Source organism: Hugenholtzia roseola DSM 9546 (assembly GCF_000422585.1).
In the GTDB taxonomy this organism is placed as follows: domain Bacteria; phylum Bacteroidota; class Bacteroidia; order Cytophagales; family Bernardetiaceae; genus Hugenholtzia; species Hugenholtzia roseola.
Genome location: NZ_KE383881.1, coordinates 1 through 20,697 on the forward strand (window position 1 = coordinate 1; position 20,697 = coordinate 20,697).

The following is a 20,697-nucleotide window of genomic DNA, read 5'->3' on the forward strand; positions in this document are numbered from 1 at the left end:
GACCCTTAGGGTTTAACTTTGTAGTGCGTTTTTAGAAAGCAGTAAAAAAAGTAGAAGATTTTGCGCCCTACCTTTGGGAGTTTCGAAAAATGTAGCTACCTTTGCAAGTCCGTTGAGTAGCGTAAGCGATTTGCTCAACGGATTTTTGTTTATATTCTTGATAATCAGTGAGTTAAAATGGACGCATTAAGTTACAAAACCCAAATGGTCGCTAAACAAGACGCTCCTTCGGAGTGGATAGTGATTGATGCAGAGGGTATGGTCTTGGGTCGTTTGGCGAGTGAAGTAGCAAAAAGACTTCGCGGCAAACACAAGCCTTCTTACACTCCGCACACTGAATGTGGCGACAACGTTATCGTTATCAACGCGGATAAAATCCGCATGACAGGCAATAAGTGGGACGATAAAGAACTTATCTCTCATACAGGCTACCCCGGCGGTCAGCGCGTAACTACGCCTCGCAAGTTGATGGAAAAATTCCCTACCCGTTTGGTGGAGCGTGCCGTAAAAGGCATGTTGCCTCACAATCGCTTAGGACGCGCCTTGTATCGCAACTTACACGTGTATGCAGGCGGCGAACACAAACATCAAGCTCAACAACCTAAAACCATCACACTCTAAATGGAAACATATCACGCAATAGGCAGACGCAAAACGTCCGTAGCGCGCGTGTACATGAAACCCGGCGCAGGCAACATCACCATCAACGGACGCACCTTCGAGGATTATTTCCCTACCGAAGTGCTTCGCATTATCGTACAGCAGCCCTTGAAAGTTGCCGATAAAGATGGTGCATTCGATTTCAACATCAACCTTCAAGGCGGTGGCGTAAAAGGACAAGCCGAAGCAGTACGCTTGGGTATCTCTCGCGCCCTCTTGGAAGTAGATGCTGAACTTCGTGCGGTCTTGAAGCCTGAAGGTTTCCTTACGCGCGATTCGCGTATGGTAGAACGCAAGAAATACGGTCGTAGAAAAGCACGCCGTCGTTTTCAGTTCAGCAAACGCTAATCCTTTCTTTTCCCTTGGGGCTACCCTTTCGCCCCGTTTTTTTGTATCTTATTCCAATTCCATAATCCGAATGCTCGGTTTTCGCCCTTTTAATTTGACATCGCCCCAAACGCGCTACGCTATTTTGAATAACCCGCGCCTACTAAGCCGATGAAACAAAGTAAAAACCGACCTTCTTCAAATACCCATCTCTATGTCAGTAAAAGTAGAATACAAAGACCTACTCGATGCGGGCGTGCATTTCGGTCACTTAAAGCGCAAATGGAATCCGCGCATGGCTCCTTACATCTTCATGGAGCGCAACGGTATCCATATCATCGACCTTAATAAGACCCTCGCGTCTTTGGAACGTGCTGCTGCTGCGGTGAAAGATATGTCGCGCAAAGGAAAGAAAATCCTTTTCGTCGCTACCAAAAAGCAAGCACAAGAAGTTGTAAAGCAAAGAGCCGAAGAATTAGGCATGCCTTACGTTACGGAAAGATGGTTAGGTGGTATGCTTACCAACTTCAATACGGTCAAGAAGTCTATCAAAAAGATGCAATCGACCGAGCGTTTGATGAAAAGCGACAACTATAAAAACTTAGCCAAGCGCGAGCGTCTGATGATTTCGCGCGAGCAAGAGAAGTTAGAGCGCGTTTTAGGTGGTATTGCCAACATCAACCGCACCCCTGCTGCCTTGTTTATCGTCGATATTTCGCGTGAACACATAGCTGTAAAAGAGGCTAAACGCTTAGGTATCCCTGTTATTGCGATGGTCGATACCAATTCCGACCCTGAATCTGTAGATTTCGCCATCCCTGCCAACGACGACGCATTCAAGTCCATCTCACTGATTACCGAAGTTATCGCACAGGCTATCAAGGAAGGCGAACAAGAGCGCAAAGAGGAAAAAGCCGAAGCGCAGCGTCGTGAAGAGGAAGAAAAGAAACGCGCCATAGACGAAAAACCTGCCGCAACCAAAGAAACTGCCGCAGACGAGGAATAAGCAAAACCTCCGTTTATCGTTTTCCCCACTCTGTTCTCACGTATTGAAAACCCCTGACCTTGTGTTGGGGGTTTGTAAAACATCACCTCCTTGTTTTTTTTATCCTTATGAAAGATACCAAACAAAAAATAGAGAAGCGTATCAGCGAACTAACCGCAGCGCAAGCGGCGATGTTAGGCAAGAAAAAAGCTGAACGCGACGCAGCCGCCCTCGCTACTATCCGTACCGAACTCAACGGCTTGAAGTCTGCCGCTGCTGCCCTTTACAGAGGCAACGCCCTTAGCGAGGAGCAGAACGCCATAGTAGCCAAATACTAAGGCGCACTTCTGTCAACCATAGACCTCTCTTATAGCACGTCTTAGGAGTGATTCCTACCTTTGTCCTTGTTTTGCGCAGCCGCTGGCGGCAGCAAGGCAAGGATAAAAGAATCACTCTTTTTGACATGAAAGCAGTTTAGGTCGCCTATCAATACAAAAGCCCACAGACGCGCTCAAAGACACGCCAAAAGGTTTGTTTTAAGCGGGCTATTGGTAGAAAAATCTTGATTTTCATTCCTTTTCTTTCATCTTTCTAATTTCCTCAAACCCATGGCAATTACTGCAAGCGACGTAAACAAACTCCGCCAAATGACTGGCGCAGGCATGATGGATTGTAAAAAAGCTCTTTCTGAAGCAGAAGGCGATTTCGACAAAGCCATCGAAGTCTTGCGCAAACAAGGACAAAAAGTGTCGGCAAAACGCGCAGACCGCGAAACCAGTGAAGGCGCAGTGTTCGTAAGTTTGTTCAATAACGATAGCGAAGGCATCATCTTGGGATTAGGTTGCGAGACGGACTTTGTAGCTAAAAACGAAGGCTTCCAGAGTTTAGGAAACGCCATCTTAGCCGTAGCGGTAGCCAACAAAGTAGCCGACAAAGACGCGCTCTTGGCAATGCCTTTACAAGATGGAACGGTAGAATCTAAAATTACCGAACTTGTCGGCACCATTGGCGAAAAAATCTCTATCGTAGCTTATGGATATGAGCAGGCAGAAAAATTAGCTTCTTACATTCACTCAAACGGCAAAGTAGGGGTATTAGTAGCCCTAAACAAAGTAGGCTCTGCCAATTACGAAACTTTGGGCAAAGATTTGGGCATGCAGATTGCTGCCATGAATCCTATTGCCGTAGATGGCACAGGCGTAAGTGAAGACTTGAAGCAAAAAGAACTTGAAATCGGCATCGAGCGTGCGCGTGCTGAAGGAAAGCCTGAAAACATCTTAGAAAAAATTGCACAAGGGTATGTACAAAAGTTTTTGAAAGAAAACACACTTTTAGAACAACCTTTTGTAAAAGACAACAAAGTTACGATTAAGGAGTTTTTGAAGCAGCAAGGCGGCGTAGAAGTGAAAAACTTTGTACGCGCCTCTGTGGGTGAATAGTCCCAAAATCGGAAACTGCCCAACCTAAATACAAAAACCCAAGCGGATTCTATCGGCTTGGGTTTTTGTTTGGATTTGAAAAATACGAGGCAAAAAACCAAGAGGCAAAAAACCAAAAAGAGCGTGTTACGCCTCAAAGTCGTCTTCTTCCAATTCTTGTTGGCTATTTCTAATCTTTTTTTCTGCCCCCAAGACCAGCACAATCTCACCCTTGATACTATCTTTGGCTTGAAAATGAGCAAGGGCTTCCTCTATATTGCCTCTAAAAGTTTCCTCATGCAGTTTGGAAAGTTCTCTACAAACGGCAATCTGGCGGTTGTTTGCACCCAAATCTATCAACTGTTGCAACGTTTTGAGCAAACGGTGGGGCGATTCATACAAAACTGTTGTATAGGATTGTTGCAAAATTTGCCCAAGTCTTGTTTGTCTGCCCTTTTTGGGCGGCAAAAAACCCTCGAAAACAAACCTATCCGAAGGCAGAGCCGATTGAACCAGCGCAGGAACGAAGGCGGTTGCGCCTGCCAAACATTGTACCTCGATGCCCGCCTCCACACAGGCGCGAACCAAAAGAAAGCCGGGGTCGGAGATGGCGGGTGTGCCTGCATCTGTTATGAGGGCGGCTTTCTGCCCTTGCGCAATTTTTTGTACTACTCTTTCAACTACTTGGTGTTCGTTGTGTAGGTGGTAGCTTTGTAGGGGTTTCGAAATTTGGTAGTGTTTGAGCAGTACGCCACTTTTACGGGTATCCTCGGCGAGGATAAAATCTACTTCTTGAAGCAGGCGCAAGGCACGAAGCGTGATGTCTTCTAAGTTGCCGATAGGGGTAGGAATCAGATAGAGCATAGCAGGGCGAAAAGGCGAAAAGAAAGGATAAGGAGGGCAAAGATACGGCTTTTTTGTCAAATTTTATTTACGACTACAAAGTGTTTGGCAGGCGGCTTAAAGGTTTTATTTTCAGGCTCTTAGCTACTTTGTGAGCTATTGTAGGAGGCAGAAGTTGCGTTTTTTTTAGAAAGGAGCGCGAAAAATAGGATATTTTTCCAAATTTCACAGCCACGTAATATAAAAGGATTAGTTTTGCAGTTGAAAAGAACCCACGCGGATTTGATTTCTCATCTTTATTTATTTCGTTATGTTGAAACATTTACACAGAACAAAAAATCTTTGGCTTACGCTGATGCTATTTTTGAGCATTGGCTGGGCGAAAGCGCAAGTAGACATTGTTGTTTGGGATTTTGAAGGCGACGTTACAACGCCCTCCACAGGTACAGGTACGGCTGCTACGGGTGCAGGTCTCATACCAAATGGAACAGGATTTGCCGCTGGAAATCCCGGTGATTCTTGGAATTGGAATGAATGGACTACTGATGCTACCCTTGATGCTACCGATTATTTTCAGTTTTCTACTGCTACTACAGGCTATGAAGACATCATCTTAGAATTTGATGAAAGAAGGTCAGGCACAGGTATTCGCAATTTTAGCGTGAGCTACAGTACCGATGGCACTACTTTTACACCCATTCCTGCAACGGTAACAAGCGTACCCGACAATACACAATGGCGAAGCCACAGTTTTAACCTTGCTGCAATCGCTGCTTTGGATAATCAGGGCAGTGTTTTCTTCCGTATTTACGGCTATAATTCAGAGGCAGCAGGCGGCTCTTGGCGAATTGATAATGTAAAAATCAGAGGAACGGTTCTTTCTATCAATCCCGTTATCAATGAATTTGTGATAAACCACGCGGGGGCAGATGTAAATGAGTTTATCGAGGTCTTTGGTGCTGCTAATACAAATTACAGTACTTTAAGTATTTTGTTTATAGAAGGCGATAATACAGGCACCGCAAGTGGGGTGATTGACCGCATTTACAATGTGGGAACGACAAATGCGGGTGGCTTCTGGACTACGGGCTATCTTAATGGTGAATTAGAAAACGGCACAGCAACTATTTTGTTGGTAGAAAACTTTACAGGAACACTAAGTCAAGATTTAGATACCAACGATGACGGCGTATTAGACATTACCCCTTGGACTTCTATTTTAGACGCAGTTGCTATTAACGATGGTGCCGCAACAGACCGTACTTATGGCGTTCCTGTTCTAACGCCGACTTACGACGGTGGGTCAAATACTGTGGGTGGTGCTTCACGCTTACCCAACGGAACAGATACGAATGCGACAAGCGACTGGACAAGAAATGATTTTTTTGGTTTTGGCTTGCCTAATTTCCCTGCCGCCGCTGCACCTACTTCCGATGCGGTGAATACGCTGGGTGCGGTGAATACACTTTTTGTACCCGGTACTCCCACCATTACCACTTCGGTAACTTCTCTTTCGCCTTTCGTAACAACGGCATTGAACACGCCTTCGGCTACCCAAACTTATACCGTTCAGGGTTCAAATCTAACGGCAGATTTGGTACTTACCGCGCCTACACATTTCGAGATTTCACTCGATGGGGTTACTTTTTCAAATACCATTACCCTAACGGCAGCAGCAGCGGCAACTCTTACCACAATTCACGTCCGCTACAATCCTACTTCGGGAACGACCCACACAGGCGATATTACGCACGTTAGCACAGGCGCAACTACGGTCAATGTGGCAGTTTCGGGTTCTATTCCTACTATCACTCCCATTTACACCATTCAGGGCGTAACGGCAGCAGGCGACGCGCCAACGCCTCTTTCGGGTACTACCGTTACTACTTCGGGTATTGTAGTAGGCGATTTCCAAACCGACAATCAGATGCGCGGTTTCTTTATCCAAGACCCCACAGGCGACGGCAATGCACAAACCTCTGACGGCATCTTTGTCTTTATACCTATTTCTGACCCTGATTATGTAGAAGTCAATATCGGTGATAGGGTACTTGTTACGGGACGCGCTACCGAGTTTTTCAACGTTACGCAAATAGACCAAGTATCTAATATTACCGTCTTAGCTACGGGCGTAGCCCTTCCTGCCGCTACCGTTTTGAATTTCCCCGAAACCTATGATGGCGAATTGGAGCAGTACGAAGGCATGTACGTGCAAATCAATCAGACCATGACCGTAGCCCAAAATTATTTTTGGGGACGTTATGGACAACTTTCGCTCTCTGCTGCTGGTCGTTTGATGCAGCCTACACAGGTTCATTTGCCAAATAGCACAGATGCCATCAATTTGCGCGATTTCAACCAAAGAAATTTGATTGTCTTAGATGACGGCAGAACAGGCAATGCCAATCAAAACCCAAATCCTTTGGCTTATGTAGGGGCAGATAACACAGTACGGGCAGGCGACGAGGTTACAAATCTTATCGGTATCCTACATTACGACCGCATCAATCCAAGTGGTGCAAATGAATACACGTTTCACCCTACGGCTGCACCGACGATTACGCGCACCAATCCGCGCCCTGCTGCGCCTGCGACCGTAACAGGTACGCACAACGTAAAAGTAGCCTCTTTCAACGTCTTGAACTACTTTACTTCTATCACACACCCCGATAATCGTGGGGCAAATAACGCCACTGAATTGCAGCGTCAGCGCGATAAACTCGTTCCCGCGCTTTTGGGTTTGAATGCTGATGTCATTGGTTTGATGGAAATTTCAAACATTGCAGGCGACAACGCCCTTGCTGATTTAGTCAATAGATTGAACGCTGTGGCAGGTGCAGGCACTTGGGCTGCCATTACACACCCTGATTCGGGTACAGATGCCATTACGGTAGCCCTGATTTACAAACCTGCCGTAGTTACGCCTTCGGGTGCAGCGCAAACTATCGTCATTCCACAAAGCCGCAATCCTATCGGACAAACTTTTGAATTGGTATCTAATGGCGAGAAGTTTTCTGTCATTGTCAATCACTTGAAATCAAAAGGTAGCTGCCCTTCTGACGGCTCTTTAAACGAAGACCAAGGCGACGGACAAGGCTGTTGGAACGCTTTGCGCACGCAACATGCTGCACAAGTACGCAACTTAGCTGCTTCTTTGGCTACGGCTGCAAACGACAACGATGTTATCATCATGGGCGACCTCAATTCTTACGCAATGGAAGACCCCATCAGAGAATTTACCGATAACGGCTATACCAATTTGGCAGATGCTTTTGGTGGAAATGCCTCGTCTTACTCTTTTATTTTCGATAGCTATTCGGGTTCGTTAGACCACATCTTAGCGACGGCTTCGCTTACGGCACAAACCACAGGCGTAACCAAGTGGCACATCAACGCCGACGAGCCTTTCGTAATTGACTACAATCTTGAATTTAAAGGTGCAGTAGATGGCACTTCGCCCGACTACTATGCTGCAAATCCTTATCGCTCTTCTGACCATGACCCTATTATTGTAGGTTTGAATTTGCAACCGATTCCGCCTATGGTGGTCAATCTTAGCCCTGCTGATGATGCCACTGGCGTTTCTCCTGCTACTAATTTGGTCATTACCTTCGATATGCCCGTACAGGCTGGCACAGGAAACATTACCATTTCCGACGGCGTAACTACCCTTGTCATTCCTGCCGCAGGCAGTGCCGATGCTACCGTAACCTACAATGCGGCTACGAATCAGGTCACCATCAATCCAACTGTTAATCTATTGCCCAATACCAACTATCACGTCTTGATAGATGCTGGTGCAATAGAAGCGGCGGCGACAGGTGCCGACTTTGCAGGTTTTGCCCTTGCTACCGATTGGAACTTTGAAACAGGAAACAATCCTACCACAGGTGGCGGTGGCGGTGCGCCTACTTTCGTGCCTTCGCCTGCTCCCCTTACGGCTACGCCTATTTCCACTACCCAAATCACTTTGGATTGGACAAACGTACCAGCGGCGGTAAATGGATATGATATTTATGTGGGCGACATCTTAGTCGCTACTGTTGGGGCAGGTGTCGTTACCTACACCGTAGGCGGTCTTGACCCTAACACACTTTATTATTTCCAAGTAGTAGCCATTTCTTCTAACAACCGTTCAGAGCCTGCGCGTGCCAGAGCTTATACCTTCCCACTTGCGCCTTCGCAAGTGGCGGTAAGAGAAGCCTGTGGCAGCGGAACAGTGCAGATTCAGCTTCCTGCTTTGCGCCTTTTCACTGACCGTTATCGCATTTACAACGATTCAATTGGAAATGATTTGGTTGCGGAAATCGCGACAAATGTTTTCGAAACCCCTGTACTTACCGAAAGCCGTTTCTACTACATTTCTTTTGTAAGCAACGGACAAGAAAGTGAGCGCGTAGCAGTCTTGGCATTAGTAGCCGAAGAATTGCCCGTTGAAATTTTGGAAGGCGAGCGCGTCTTTTTCTGCGAAGGTAGCCAAACGACAACCCTTACCGCGACACTCTACAATGATGTCCGCTACATTTGGTATCGCAATGGTCTGATGTTGGGTGGTGCAGATAGCAATACACTTCAAGTAGAACGTTCAGGCGTGTATGCAGTGGCTGTGGTTCGCAATAACTGTACTTTCGTTTCGGCGGAGGCGCGTGTTACTTTGGACTACAAACCTACGGCGGCTATTTTGGAAACCAACTTAGTTTTCTGTAACGAGGCTACTTTAAATGCACAGGTGGGCAATAACCCTTCAGATGCCGTTTATACTTGGTTCAATGGCAGCCAAGAGGTAGGACAAGGCACTACTTTCCAAACCACAGAAAGCGGCACTTATACGCTAAAAGTGTTGGCAAACGGTTGCGAAAGTAGCGTTACGGCAGCGGTTACGGTCTTAGCTCCTCCTTCTTCGGTGGTGCTTACCAAAGCCGAACAGGGCTTCTGTGCAGGCGATTCTGTCAAATTGAGCGTTCCTGCCATCAGCGGAGCTACTTATGTTTGGTTTAAAAATGGTTTGCGTTATTATGCAAGCTACAATACCAATAGAAACGAAATCTTTGCCACAGACGAGGGCGTGTATCAAGTGCGTTTGGTATTCCAAGCCAGCCGCGAAGCCTGTGTCGTACTTTCTAACGAGGTAGAAGTGCCATTTTATGAAGTGCCAAAGGTTCGCCTTATCCGTCAGGCAGGCGATGCCGTCTTGCAAATCAATGGCGAGTATAGCACGATTGAGTGGTTCTTCAATCAACAACCGATTGCAGGAGCAACCAATCAGCTCACTGTGCCTATTACGCAAAATGGTAATTATCAGGCACTTATCTCTACGGTAGAAGGCTGTCAGGTTCGCACACGTAGCAATTACTACACTTTGCCTTTGGGTACAGATGACGAAATCGAGGCTACTTTCAATTTGTATCCAAACCCAACTTCGGGAATCGTACAAATTCAGGTAGGGACTTTGCAGGGAACTTGTCAGTTGGTTTTAGTAGATGCTTTGGGCAGAACCTTGAAGGCTCTACCTTTCGAAGCTACTCAAAATCAGACCTTTACCCTCGACCTTAGTGCCTATGCCAATGGTATTTATACCCTTCAAATCCAACACGCAGAGGGTACGATTATCAGAAAAATTGTAAAAGAATAGACCTTTAAAGCACTTTCTTTTAAAACAAAAACCTATCGGCTAAGGCTGATAGGTTTTTTTATTGTGTGTTTTATAAGTTAAAACTTTTCAAAATTTTTTAAAACTTTTCTTCTTACTTTCTCAAACCCTCTACCAATGGGAAAAATTCGAGCAAATTAGCATAGACCAAATGCGTGGGCAGCCCCATGATGGTAAAATAGCTCCCTACTATTTTTTCGATACCCATAAGCCCTATCCAATCTTGTGCGCCATACGCGCCTGCCTTGTCAAAGGGTTGATATTGTGCGATATAAGCCGCTATCTGACTATCTGAAAGGGAGGCAAAAGTAACTTCGGCGATGTCGGAAAAAGCCCTTGTTTGGGTCTGACTTTTCAGACAAACGCCCGTAACGACCCAATGCGTCCTGCCTGCAAGCATTTCCAACATCTGTTTGGCGTGGGCTGCATCTTGGGGTTTGTTCAGAATTTGTGCTTTTTCTATTTTATTTTCTGGTTGTAATAAAACGGTAGTATCGGCTGCTAATAAGACCTCGTCGGCTTGTAAAAGGTGCGCTTGTGCCTCTGCCTTTTGTGTAGCCAAATACTGGGCTACCGTTTCTGGGGGCATAGTGGAAGGGAAATCTTCGTCTGTTTCTAAAATGCGTATCGTAAAAGGCAGGTCTAATTTGGTGAGCAATTCTTTCCTACGCGGCGACTGCGAGGCTAACACTAACTTTTGAACTGTGGACATAAAAATAGGTGAGAGAAGTGATTGTTTTGCTTTATCAACGGTAAAGATACACAAAATTCAGACTTGCGCCTCCCTGCGTTGTTTTCATTTTTAGAAAAATAAATGCGATTTATTTGCAAATATAATAAGAAAAGTATAGCTTTGTAGCAGCATATTTTTATAGATTTCAAATTTTTACAAATGAAAAAACTCAATATCAAGACTAAAAGGCTTCAAATTCGTCCCCTCGAATTAGAAGATTTGGCTGATTTTCACCTGTATCGCTCAAATCCAGAAGTTACAAAATATCAAGGTTTTGATGTTTTGACGCTTGATGAGGCTGAAAATTTTATCATAGATAACGCCACTAAGCACTTTGGAAAAGCAGGTGAATGGGTGCAATACGCCATTGAAAACCTCGATACAAAAAAAGTAATTGGCGATTGTGCCATCAAATTGAACCAAGAAGACACAAGAATTGCAGAAATAGGCATCACCATTTCGCATCTCGAACAGAAAAAGGGCTTTGCCAAAGAAGCAATACGCGCTATATTAGCGTTTTTATTTGAAGACAAGCAAATACATCGGGTAGTTGAAATTGTAGATACTGAAAATATTGCTTCAATAAGTTTGTTACAAAGTGTAGGTTTTAGAAAAGAGGGGCATTTTATTGAAAATGTTTTTTTCAAAGGAAAATGGGGAAGTGAGTTTCAATATGCAATGTTAAAAAGAGAGTGGAGTCTGCTAAAATAAATTATTTGTAGTAAAATATGATTAAAATTTTTATAATAAAAATAAAGCGATTGATGCTATGAAAGCTAAGGCTGGACAAAGTAGGAAATTTTGGACTTTTGTTTTTTATATGTACCTTTGTACCAACTATAAAGCAAGCTCGCCATAAACATAGACAAACAATGAAGTATCAGAATATAAGGGAGGAAGAATTGAAGAATAAGGTAGCGCAAGACTACTTTTGGCTCTACGATTGCACCAAAATCATAGGCAATGTAGATTTTTGTGTCGCTATGCAGCAAAGCCAGAAAGAGTTTTTCGAACACGAATCGCTGCTTTGGGCGGAGGCTAAGAAAGGCATATCCGATTTATACAATTCTATTGTGCAGCTTGTGCTGACGGTAGGAAAAGCAAGGACTTTCGATAAGTTTTTGCCCCCTGCCTATTTGGGCGCGTTTGATGGTGAAAAGATGGCTTTCATTCCCTACAACGACATTCACGAAGTTTTTTATCAGAACGATTTTAATTGGAACGTTGCGCCTTCCAATTATGAAACCAAAGAATTTAAGCATCTTCATCAAAGAGTAAAGTCTATTATTGATGAAAAGGCTTTACTTTTCTATTTTATTCAAGACGACAAAGAGTTAAAAAACTTTATTAAGGAAAATTTTGTAGTTGGAAAGTTTGGACTAACGAAAACCAAAATAGATAAAAATAATTTTATTTCTGTTTTTAATCGCTGGTTGCAAGTGGTAAAGCCGACTATTGCCGTTAATTGGGATTATGCCAAAAAAATTGGAATCATTGATGGCGACTTTTATCTTGCCGATTTGCTTTCCGAAGAAAACATGACCATTAAAGACAAACTTTTTGTATGGTTGCGCGGCAATCATTACTCGCTTGATAGACAAATTGACAAAGCGGGCTTTTTTTCGAGCAAAACTTCTACTTTTAAAGACAAACAAGTTGCGCATACGCAATTTTGGAATAGATACGAAAGACCGCCCAAAGAGCAGTATTGGGATTATATTGTAGAGCGCAGGGATTTGCTTGTGCCACAAGACGTAAGGGAGCGCAAGGGCAGTTTCTTCACCCCTCAAATCTGGGTAGAGCTTTCGCAAAAGTACCTAACGAGTGTATTGGGCGAAGATTGGCAGGACGAATATTACATCTGGGACTGTGCCGCAGGTACGGGAAATTTATTATCAGGTTTAACGAATAAATACCGCATTTTTGCTTCTACATTGGATAAACAAGATGTAGATGTCATGCACGACCGCATCAATAATGGCGCAAATCTCTTGCACGACCATGTTTTTCAGTTTGATTTTCTAAACGACGATTTTAAAAAGCTACCAAAAACTTTACAAGAAATTATCAATAATCCCGAAAAAAGGAAAAAGTTGGTCATTTATATCAATCCGCCGTATGCGGAGGCTACTACTGCACGTACCGTAACAGGTACAGGGCAGAATAAAGCAGGAGTAGCTAAAGACAATAAAACGAGAGAACTTTACAAAGAAAAGATAAATGGAGGCTCTAATGAAGTTTTTGCTCTTTTTATGGCACGAATTTATGATAAAATAAGTGACGCAAAATTAGCTCAATTTTCAAAACTTAAATTTATACAAGGAACAAATTTTACTAAATTTAGAAGTTTCTTTTTAGCAAAATTTTTAAAAGGTTTTATTGTTAAAGCGAACACTTTCGATAATGTTGTGGGAAACTTTCCGATAGGTTTTACGATTTGGGATATGGCAGAAAAAAAAGAAATCAAAACAATTACTTGTGATATTATTGAGAATGACGGCACAAAAAGCGGTGAAAAGATTTTTTATGGAAACTTGCCTCAAAGCATCAATAAATGGCTTATTCAGTTACAAGCTAAGGAAAACTATATTATTGGTTTGTTGTCTAACTATCCGCCTGATTTTCAAAATCAAAATAAAGTTTTTATTCAGTTATTGCCTTCTGCCAGAAGCGGAGTTATCAAAATAAATCATCATAATCTATTAAAAATTGCTGTTTATTTTACAGTTCGCCATTGCATCGAGGCTACTTGGCTCAACGACCGCGACCAGTTTTTGTATCCGAATGAGGGTTGGGAAAAAGACACAGAATTTCAAAATGATTGTTTGGCTTTTACACTTTTTCATGGTCAGAATCGCATATCGAGTAAAGAAGGTACAAATCATTGGATACCTTTTACAGAAGAGCAGGTGTCTGCGCGTACCAAGTTTGAAAGCGATTTTATGACAAATTTTATGAGGGGCAAGCTAAAAGCCAATGGGAACGGAACTATTTTAGACCCCGAAAAAGTTAGGACTACGCCTTTGGAATTTTCTTTCGAGGCAAAAGCTGTTTTTGAATCAGGGCGCAAATTGTGGCAATACTACCATACGCAAGATTTTGAAAAACTAACCTATGATAGTGAAAGCGACTACAATCCAAACGCCTCTCTCTACGATATTCGCGAACACTTCCAAGGCAGAAATGCGAAAGGGCGCATGAATAGCAAAAGCGAAGATGCACATTATACCAAACTCATTTCAAATTTGAGAGATAATTTGAAACTTTTGGCTCAAAAAATAGAACCAAAGGTATATGAATATGGATTTTTGAAGCCATGAAAGAATATTGTAAAGAATTAACTTTTAATTGATTTACATAGACAGAAATGGTACTCTTATTGTTGAAGAAAATCAAAAGGTTTTCATTGAACCTCGCCTGCAATGGGCTACTTATAGCGGACATCGTGATGTTAAATGCTGAAAATCAGGCGCAAATGTAGGGACAAGGCAGTCCCTTGTCCGAAGTGAGATTGAAATAAAAGAGTGCTTTCAAATCCAAAAACAGGTGTTAATCCAAACTTTATTTCGCTTCAAATTTGCTAAGGTTTTTCGCAAAATTTAACTCACTGGACTATGTATTGGGGTGCATTTTGGGATTTTATCTTCTTCAATATCGCCCTTGTGAGGGCATTATTTAAGTAGTTGTGTTTTTGTTTTTCAAGTCAAAATAGTTTAGAAAGAAAAGCACGAAAAGTAGTGCCAAAGGGATAAGGGTAAAATAGTAGGCTACGTGTCCGATAAAGTTTTTGTAGAAAAAATGAGAAAGGCGCGGCAAATAGAGCCAGCCTAAGCGCGAGATAATGGTCAGTATCACAACGAGCAGGAGGCGAATTTCGGTAGTGGTGTGTTGTGCTAAAAGAACATAGACCAAAATCGGAAGCGGACTCATTAAAAACGCCATCAGCGGAATGAAAAAGAAAGTAGGCGAAAGTGCTTTTAAGTGCGTAGCGGCTAAAATGGGAGTCTGCCCCAGAAAGGAGGCAGCATAGGCAACGGCAAAACCCAGCATCACGACAGAAAGTAAGAAATAGAAGGCAGGAGTTAGTTTGCGCAATAGAATACTTGCACCAAATTTGCTAACCGCCAGCGCAACCAAAATCAGAACCTGAATAAGGGGGCGGTGAAATTGCCATTCGCCTGCATCTACCAGTTGGGTAGAAAAAAAATCTACCCAGTTTTGAAAATGTACCTCTATAAAGGTGAGCAGAATCACACAGAAAATAGAAATCAAGACCAAAGGGTTGAAGCTAAAAAAGGCAAGTTTGCCATACAGACGGCGCACCTCGAAGATAGAAAAAGGCGGCTCTTTTTCGGGAATTTGTGCAAAATAAAGTAGAATGGTGATAAGCAAGAGAAGAGGAAAGAGCAAGCCATAGCCCAAGCCCCAACTCAAATCGCCACTTGTCGCGCCCGTAAAGAAGGTAAAAAAGAGAAAACTACTACCCAATCCTAAGCCAAAAAAACCTTCTATTTGCAGAATGGCGCAGATAAAATCTCTACTTTTGGCGGCGCGTTTGCTCAAAAGGGAATAGCCTGTTAGGTATAAAACTCCTGTGATAAATCCTACTGTTAGGAAAAATATTTTTAAAAAAACAAACCAACCATCTAAAAAAGGCATCAAAATCGTGGAAGCTAAGAAAAAAGCGGCACTTCGCAGCATTAGGGCGCGTACCGTAAAGACACGCAAAAGCATCAGACCCGAAACCAGTCCGAGGGCAAAGCCTATGTCGCGATAAGAAAAAAGCAATTCTGCATCACTATCACTTAGCCCCAAAGTAAAAGGAGCGTCCCAGACGGCAAATTGGGCAGAGTAGTAAAAAATACCGACGACAAAAAACAGAAAACTCACCGACCAAGCAATGGGCAAGCGTCCTGCCAATAGGCTCATTTGGCGTTTGAGGCGTTTTTGAGAGATAGGTTTTTGTGCCGCAGCAGTAGAGATAGGAGAAGACATAGCAAGCGAAAGAGGATAGAATAGAGGTTTTTCTTTTTGGTTCGATAAAAATAGAGAAAAAAACGACAAATCCCAAAAAAGTAGCTTAAAAAGTTTGGGAAAAGGCTTTACCCTTAGCCCTTGCGAGCGACAATTTGTAGAAACTGCTTTCCTAAAAAAAGATAAAACCTGCTTTTTTTCTTTTTCATTTGTGGAGTTTGTACTTTTTTCGCATCTTGAAGGCAAAACAGGACACTACTTTTTAGAAGCCTTGTGTTTGTTTTCCTTTTTCATCTTAACAAAAAAAAATATGCTTTTTCCTTTTAAAAAAATAGTGCTTTTATCTACTTTATTTTTTGCCATGAGTCTAACGCCTTCTTTCACCCCTTCGGCGCAGGCACAATCTTCTGCCGTAGAACAGAAAGCCTCGCAGGTGGTAGTTTTTAAAAATGGGACAAGTTTTTTTGTCAAAAAAGTGGAAGTCAAGCCCGAAAAAAATAAGGGCTATATCGCCGATTTGCCACAAGCTCTTTTTGGCACTTTCTGGATTTACGGACAGTCGGGGCGTTTGCAACGCATTACCTCTATGGAAAAGGAAATGCGACAGAAAGAAATGCAGAAAGTCAGTAGCATGGCGGCTTTGCTCTACGCCAATCAGGGCAAAAATGCGCATCTGCTCCTTGAAACAGGCGAGCATATTGAAGCCAAAATTGAAAACATAGAAGGTAATTTTGTGTTTTTACAAGTTTTGAAGCCTGCCAACAGTTTTCGCGCCTTGTCGGTAGATGCCATCAAGCAGGCAAACTTTGAGAAAGCTCCAGCTATGGAAGTGGCTTATCTGACCAAACAGCGCGTTTTGGAATTAGAGTTTCAAAATCCACAGAGCAAAGAAGAGGTAGAATTGGTTTATATGCAGAAAAATTTTGCTTGGTTGCCGAATTATTCCATCGAACTGCTCGACGACACAAAGGCACGCATCAGCCTACGCGCCAGCGTCATGAATGATGCCGAAGATATTTATGAAAGTGATTTGAGTTTGGTAGTAGGCGTTCCCAACTTCAAGTATAGCGATTTTTTAGAGCCTCTTTCTTCGAGCCAAAGTGTTGCGCAGTTTTTGGCAGCTCTCAATGGGGGCAGTTCGGATTATTACGCCAATCGAATCCTGACCAATGCAGTTATGGCGCAATCGGCAAGGTATGAGGCGGCAGATATGTTGGATTATTCTATGCCCGACACCGAAGCGACGATGGAAACTTCCACACAAGAAGATTTATTTTTCTATTCACTTAAAAAAGTAATTCTACCCAAAGGGGCGCGTGCTTTTTATACGCTCTTTCAGGAAGAAGTGAAATATCGCCACTTGTATCAGACCCAAATTCCAACTAATAATTTATATGGAAATTTAGACAATGGAAACCAAAATATTTTGGTGAGCCATTCGATAGAAATGAAAAATACAACGGCTTATCCTTGGACAACGGGAACGGCTATGGTTACGAATCTGAACCAAAACCAGCGCAATCCGCTTAGTCAGGACTTGTTGCCTTATGTAGCGAAAGGGGCAGAGGGAATTTTGCCGCTAACTGCTTCGCCTGAAATTTTGGTCAAACATAGCGAATCTGAAATCGAGCGCAAGTCGGGTATCAAACAAAAAGACGGACGCACTTACGAATTGCTTACCGTAGAAGGCGTATTGACACTTCGCAACGCCAAAGAAAAGGCTATCACCTTGAAAATCAAGCGCAATGTAGTAGGCAATATGCTTAAAACGGATACCACTTGGAAGGTAGATAAAGTTTTGGCTAATAGTTATGCTTCTGCTATCAATGCCCAAAATCAAGTCGCTTGGGAGGTAGAATTGGGCGCAGGGGCGGAAAAGGAAATCCGTTATAGCTATCAAGTTTATGTAGCGCGATAGCTTAAATCTTGTGTTTTTTCGCTTGTATTTTTTCGGCGTTGTTACAACGATAAAAGCCTTAAATGCACCCCACCCCAAACCCCGCCCCCATAGGGCGGGGCTTTGATTCGGAATAATTTTTTTTGCATTTATGCAAAAAAAATGATTTGGTTTTCGAACCCTCCCCTATGGGGCAGTGATGTTAAATTCTAAAAATTAGATTCAAATGTAGGGACAAGGCATTGCCTTGTCCGCAGTGAGATTGAAATAAAAAAGGAATGAACCCCACCCTGCCCTCCCCTAAAGGGAGGGTTTCAAAACCAAATTTTATTTCGCTTCAAATTTGACCAAACAAGTTTTTTTACAGAACTTAACATTACTACCCCATAGGGCGGGGCTTTGATTCGGAATAATTTTTTTTGCATTTATGCAAAAAAAATGATTTGGTTTTCGAACCCTCCCCTATGGGGGGAGGGCAGGGTGGGGGTTCAGCAGGTTTGAGCGAAGCACAAAACCCCGTTTTTTGACCTTCTGACCGTTGTAACAACGCCATTTTTTCTAAAAAAAACTAACAGTTCCCAAAAGACTGTTAGTTTTTTTATGCAAATAAGTGTTTAAAAAATATTTTTGTTACAAAGTTTTGATAAGCTCGGTAAAAAGAAAAGTTACATTTGGTTCGGCTTGGGTTGCGGCTTGTATTACCTCTTCTATTGTTATTTTTTTGAGATTTTCGCTGCTACAAAGGTCGGTGATGACTGAAATAGCCAAAACGGGCAGCCCCATGTGCGCCGCCGCCACTACTTCGGGAACAGTGGACATGCCTACGGCATCTGCCCCAATGGTACGCAAGTAGCGGTACTCGGCTTTGGTTTCTAAGTTAGGACCCATGACGCTGGCATATACGCCTTCGTGCAAAAAAATATGATTTTCTTCGGCTATCGTTTTGGCTTTTTGTATTAAATCCAAACTATAAGGCTCGCTCATGTCGGGAAAGCGCACGCCTAAGGCTTCTATGTTTTGTCCGCGCAAGGGGTTGTCGGGTAGTAAATTGATGTGGTCGTGAATGAGCATCAGGTCGCTAAGGTGGTATTTGGCATTAAGTCCGCCTGCGGCGTTTGATACCAAAAGTGCCTCTATTCCCAAAAGTTTCATGACGCGCACAGGAAAGACTACCTGCTGCATCGTGTAGCCTTCGTAGTAGTGGAAACGCCCTTGCATGACGACGACTTCTTTTCCGCCCAGCTCGCCAAAGATAAGTTTTCCCTGATGACTTTCTACGGTGGAAAGCGGAAAATGCGGGATTTCTTCATATCCGATAGTGTGGGCGACTTTGATTTCCTCTACCAGCGAACTTAGCCCTGTGCCAAGCACGATACCCACTTGTGGGAAGGCTTGGGTGCGGCTTTTGAGGTAGTGAGCGGCTTCTGTGATTTTTGCCAATTCGGTCTTTGCCTCGTTGGGTGCGGCAAGGGTAGCATTTGAAAGCGGAAGAGAGGGATTGAGAGTAGTCATGCGCTAAAAATTAGGGAAACCAGATGTAAGATTTGTTATGATTTTTTATTTTTGTCGATTTTTGGCGGCAGTTTGTCGTCATAAACGTTGCCTATCGCGTATTTTTTTCTAAAAAAGGTCTAAATTTAGACCCATCTGAAAAGGCGCAAAAAAGAGGAGCGGATAAAAAGGTAGGCTTGTTGTTGGGCTAAGAAGTTCAAGAATCGCGCCATTGCCACAAAATAATTTTATTTTAACCTTGAAAAATGCAGGATTCGTCGAAAGATTTTAAAAAAAGCGACAAATGCGAAAAAAATCTGTGCCAATTTGTGGAAAAAAGGCATTTCAAACGAAAAAAAATAGTAGCTTTGCATACCATTCTGTTTCAAAACCCCATTTCTACTTACCTCTGTACGATTATGCTACCAATTTACGAAGCCACAGCCAAAGGCGTGAGTGCCTTTATCAACAACAAAGAACAGTACGTCTTGCTCAAAATGGAGGGCGAGGTTAGCGACCAAGAGTATAAAGAAGCCTTCGAAATGCTTTTAGATAAGGAAAAAACGCAGGGTTACAATCGCTTGCTGTTGAGCCAAGAAAACCTCAATCAGGTTTCCGCTTCGGCGCGTGCGTGGCTGTTGATGAAATTTATGCCTGCTGCCCAAAAGCATTTTGGCACAAATTTCAAAGTGGCAATCGTGCGCTCGCTTTCGCCCCTACAAAAATTGACTTCCAAACTTTTATTAGGCTCTTTAATGCAAATCAATTCTAAGTTTCAAATCCAATATTTCGACGACCGTATCCAAGCCAAAGAGTGGCTTATCAAATAGAAGGATTGAAGTAGAAAGATTGAAACAAAAGCCACCAAACAGACCGTTAAATAAAGTCATTGAATAAAAATACAAAGTAAAAAATATTGATAAAATAGTCCAACTCCTTTTTTCTACTACTACACAAGATTAAAACCTCGCTCAAAATCCTGAAACGGACTTGCTGCACCGACCTAAAACGGCTGCCGTAGTCCTGTTCACAGCCGCTAAGACTTTACAACTTTGAGGCATTTTTTTTAGGAAGCCTATCTATTTTTGTTTATTTTTGTAGTCGGAGGGCAAGCCTATCGCCTGCCTTGAAATATTCCAACTATCTGACACAAAAAGTATGAAAAGGTTTTTTTTGAGCCTGATTGTTTTAGGATTGAGCCTGCTCTTTTTTGCTGCCTGCGACCCGCTCGATGGCAAGCGTGCAGTTACGGCACAGCAAATGAAGGAATTTAAAAAGGAAGTAACCATCAAGCAGGTCAAAGAGGCTGACCTATTAGCCTTAGCAGGGCAGAAAGCCAAACTTTTCCTAACTGAAAGCGGTCTGGCAGCCGCGCCCAATCCGCTTTGTGGTGAAAATAAGTCCCCTTTATTAGACTCTGCCCGTTTTCTTTACATAGAAAAAGTGGTTTTCTGGTGCAATAAAACAACGCCTGACCAAGCCGCTGCAATGGACGAAAAAGAAAAACTTATCTTTGAAGCCTATCAGCAGGCGCAAGATTTTACACAGCTCAAAGAGAATGGCGACAATTTGCAGAAAATAAACCAAGCCGAAACCATTTTATTTACCGCGCCAAAAGGCACTACTGCCTTCGAGGGCATGTGGAGTGTGCATATCAACCGAAAAAAGTTAGTACGTGAGCTTTGATTTTTTCAAATGTGTTTTCTAATCAAAACTTTT

Annotated in this window: 16 protein-coding genes and 1 pseudogene; 12 read left to right on the forward strand and 5 right to left on the reverse strand. The window is 43.0% G+C overall.

Annotated features, from left to right (window positions below; genetic code table 11):
- Positions 1 to 12: 12 nt before the first annotated feature.
- Positions 13 to 138 (reverse strand): hypothetical protein, encoded by a 126-nt coding sequence (locus G500_RS26480; protein WP_281169331.1) that lies wholly within the window; start codon positions 136 to 138, stop codon positions 13 to 15.
- 39 nt (positions 139 to 177) lie between these two features.
- On the opposite strand from G500_RS26480, the gene rplM reads away from it, so the two are divergent.
- The 5 genes from rplM (at position 178) to tsf (ending at position 3,411) form a co-directional block, all read left to right on the forward strand.
- Positions 178 to 621 (forward strand): 50S ribosomal protein L13, encoded by a 444-nt coding sequence (gene rplM, locus G500_RS0113630; protein ID WP_027002954.1) that lies wholly within the window; start codon positions 178 to 180, stop codon positions 619 to 621.
- Positions 622 to 1,008 (forward strand): 30S ribosomal protein S9, encoded by a 387-nt coding sequence (rpsI, locus tag G500_RS0113635; RefSeq protein ID WP_027002955.1) that lies wholly within the window; start codon positions 622 to 624, stop codon positions 1,006 to 1,008.
- A gap of 193 nt (positions 1,009 to 1,201) precedes the next feature.
- Complete coding sequence (gene rpsB, locus G500_RS0113640; RefSeq protein WP_027002956.1) at positions 1,202 to 1,993, forward strand: 30S ribosomal protein S2; 792 nt, start codon at positions 1,202 to 1,204, stop codon at positions 1,991 to 1,993.
- Between the two features lie 107 nt (positions 1,994 to 2,100).
- Complete coding sequence (locus tag G500_RS0113645; RefSeq protein WP_027002957.1) at positions 2,101 to 2,310, forward strand: hypothetical protein; 210 nt, start codon at positions 2,101 to 2,103, stop codon at positions 2,308 to 2,310.
- A gap of 270 nt (positions 2,311 to 2,580) precedes the next feature.
- Positions 2,581 to 3,411: a translation elongation factor Ts gene (gene tsf, locus G500_RS0113650; RefSeq protein WP_027002958.1), complete on the forward strand. Its 831-nt coding sequence runs from the start codon at positions 2,581 to 2,583 to the stop codon at positions 3,409 to 3,411.
- A 126-nt stretch (positions 3,412 to 3,537) separates the two neighbouring features.
- Here tsf and rsmI read toward each other — a convergent pair whose 3' ends face one another.
- Positions 3,538 to 4,254, reverse strand: coding sequence for a 16S rRNA (cytidine(1402)-2'-O)-methyltransferase (gene rsmI / locus G500_RS23525; RefSeq protein ID WP_051203676.1), 717 nt, complete (start codon positions 4,252 to 4,254; stop codon positions 3,538 to 3,540).
- Positions 4,255 to 4,588: 334 nt separating this feature from the next.
- On the opposite strand from rsmI, the pseudogene G500_RS26580 reads away from it, so the two are divergent.
- Positions 4,589 to 7,747 (forward strand): annotated as a pseudogene (locus G500_RS26580) (ExeM/NucH family extracellular endonuclease); the annotation flags it as partial.
- Between the two features lie 27 nt (positions 7,748 to 7,774).
- Positions 7,775 to 9,865: an Ig-like domain-containing protein gene (locus G500_RS26585; RefSeq protein WP_425402044.1), complete on the forward strand. Its 2,091-nt coding sequence runs from the start codon at positions 7,775 to 7,777 to the stop codon at positions 9,863 to 9,865.
- Between the two features lie 112 nt (positions 9,866 to 9,977).
- Here the strand turns inward: G500_RS26585 and G500_RS0113670 are convergent, their stop codons facing one another.
- Positions 9,978 to 10,595, reverse strand: a complete 618-nt coding sequence (locus G500_RS0113670) for a Maf family nucleotide pyrophosphatase (protein WP_027002960.1) — start codon at positions 10,593 to 10,595, stop codon at positions 9,978 to 9,980.
- Between the two features lie 180 nt (positions 10,596 to 10,775).
- Between G500_RS0113670 and G500_RS0113675 the strand changes: the two genes are divergently transcribed.
- Positions 10,776 to 11,327 carry a GNAT family N-acetyltransferase gene (locus tag G500_RS0113675; protein WP_027002961.1) on the forward strand — a complete coding sequence of 184 codons (552 nt, stop codon included), beginning with the start codon at positions 10,776 to 10,778 and terminating at the stop codon, positions 11,325 to 11,327.
- A gap of 161 nt (positions 11,328 to 11,488) precedes the next feature.
- Complete coding sequence (locus tag G500_RS0113680) at positions 11,489 to 13,936, forward strand: hypothetical protein (RefSeq protein WP_027002962.1); 2,448 nt, start codon at positions 11,489 to 11,491, stop codon at positions 13,934 to 13,936.
- 355 nt (positions 13,937 to 14,291) lie between these two features.
- On the opposite strand, the gene G500_RS0113685 is transcribed toward G500_RS0113680, so the two are convergent.
- Positions 14,292 to 15,611: a hypothetical protein gene (locus tag G500_RS0113685; protein ID WP_027002963.1), complete on the reverse strand. Its 1,320-nt coding sequence runs from the start codon at positions 15,609 to 15,611 to the stop codon at positions 14,292 to 14,294.
- A 289-nt stretch (positions 15,612 to 15,900) separates the two neighbouring features.
- Between G500_RS0113685 and G500_RS0113690 the strand changes: the two genes are divergently transcribed.
- The gene (locus G500_RS0113690) at positions 15,901 to 17,508 is read left to right on the forward strand and encodes a hypothetical protein (protein ID WP_154657161.1); all 1,608 of its coding nucleotides are present in this window, start codon (positions 15,901 to 15,903) and stop codon (positions 17,506 to 17,508) included.
- Between the two features lie 609 nt (positions 17,509 to 18,117).
- Here G500_RS0113690 and G500_RS0113700 read toward each other — a convergent pair.
- The gene (locus G500_RS0113700; RefSeq protein WP_086047917.1) at positions 18,118 to 18,999 is read right to left on the reverse strand and encodes a purine-nucleoside phosphorylase; all 882 of its coding nucleotides are present in this window, start codon (positions 18,997 to 18,999) and stop codon (positions 18,118 to 18,120) included.
- 398 nt (positions 19,000 to 19,397) lie between these two features.
- Between G500_RS0113700 and G500_RS0113705 the strand changes: the two genes are divergently transcribed.
- Positions 19,398 to 19,808 carry a SpoIIAA family protein gene (locus G500_RS0113705; protein ID WP_161626138.1) on the forward strand — a complete coding sequence of 137 codons (411 nt, stop codon included), beginning with the start codon at positions 19,398 to 19,400 and terminating at the stop codon, positions 19,806 to 19,808.
- Positions 19,809 to 20,136: 328 nt separating this feature from the next.
- Positions 20,137 to 20,664, forward strand: a complete 528-nt coding sequence (locus G500_RS0113710; protein ID WP_027002967.1) for a hypothetical protein — start codon at positions 20,137 to 20,139, stop codon at positions 20,662 to 20,664.
- The last annotated feature ends 33 nt before the right edge of the window (positions 20,665 to 20,697 follow it).